General features: G+C 61.5%; 1 protein-coding gene. It reads right to left on the minus strand.

The window, feature by feature from the left end; translation table 11 throughout:
• Window positions 1-34 precede the first annotated feature (34 nt).
• Window positions 35-1,203 (minus strand): IS3 family transposase gene (locus OO12_RS13485; RefSeq protein WP_152616426.1). Its coding sequence is split into 2 segments (ribosomal slippage): window positions 35-942 and window positions 942-1,203, totalling 1,170 coding nucleotides; the frame shifts between segments, so codons are not numbered across the junction.
• Window positions 1,204-1,266 lie beyond the last annotated feature (63 nt).

Raw genomic sequence — 1,266 nt, forward strand, 5'->3', positions numbered from 1 at the left:
TGACCGGCCCCCACTGAGTGGTCCGTGTTGATTGTTAGTGCATTGTTGCCTCCGTTGCCATTGCCGCCTGGAGGTGGAGCGAAGCGGAACCGGAAGGCGGCAATGGCGGAGAAGCCGTTTCCGGGGCCGGCGGTCGATAGCCGAGGCTGCTGTGGGGGCGGATCGTGTTGTAATGCCGCCGCCAGGCTTCGATCAGCACCTTTGCTTCGGCAAGGCTGTAGAAGATCTCGCCATTGAGCAGTTCGTCGCGCAGCGACCCGTTGAAGCTCTCGTTATAGCCATTCTCCCATGGTGACCCCGGCGCGATGTAGAGCGTCTTCACGCCGACCTGCGCCAGCCATTTCTGGACTGCCGTCGCGATAAATTCGCTGCCATTATCGGACCTGATATTGGCAGGCGGCCCTCGCGCGATGAACAGGTCGGCCAGGGCTGCCAGCACGTCTTCGTGTTTGAGCTGCCGCGCCACGATCAGGGCGAGGCATTCGCGGCTGGCCTCGTCGATGATCGTCAAGATGCGGAACTTGCGGCCATCATGTGTGCGACCCTCGACGAAGTCGTAGGCCCAGACGTGCCCCGGATACTCGGGCCGCAACCGGATGCACGAGCCATCGTTCAGCCATAGCCGGCCCCGCTTGGGTTGTTTCTGCGGCACCTTCAGCCCCTCGCGCCGCCAAATGCGCTCGACGCGCTTGCGGTTGACCATCCATCCTGCATCACGCAGCAGCGCCGTCACCCGGCGATAGCCGTAGCGACCATATTGCCGTGCCAAGGCAATGATATCATCGGTGAGAGCTTCCTCGTCATCGGCCCCGCGCGGGACCTTGCGCTGCGTCGATCGATGCTGGCCAAGCACCCGGCATATCCTTCGTTCGGATACTGCCAGTTCGCCACGCACATGATCGATGCACCGCCGTCGCCGCGCAGGGCTCAGAAGTTTCCCCGGGCCGCCTCCTGCAAGATCAACTTGTCGAGCGTCAGGTCAGAGATCGCCCGCCTGAGCCGCAGATTCTCCTTCTCCAGATCCTTCATGCGCCGCGCCTGGTCGGTCTTCAGACCACCATATTCTTTGCGCCAGCGATAATAGGTCTGCTCGGTAACCGCGATCCGCCGACACGCATCCGCTGTCGTCCCGCCCTGCGCCAACACGATCTCAGCCTCACGCAGCTTGCCGATAATCTCTTCCGGCTTGTGCCTCTTGCCCATTTCCAAACTCCTTCATGATCCAAAATAACAGAGATTTTGGACCACTCAGAAGGGGGCAGATCA

This window comes from Sphingomonas sp. ERG5, assembly GCF_000803065.1.
Classification (GTDB): domain Bacteria; phylum Pseudomonadota; class Alphaproteobacteria; order Sphingomonadales; family Sphingomonadaceae; genus Sphingomonas.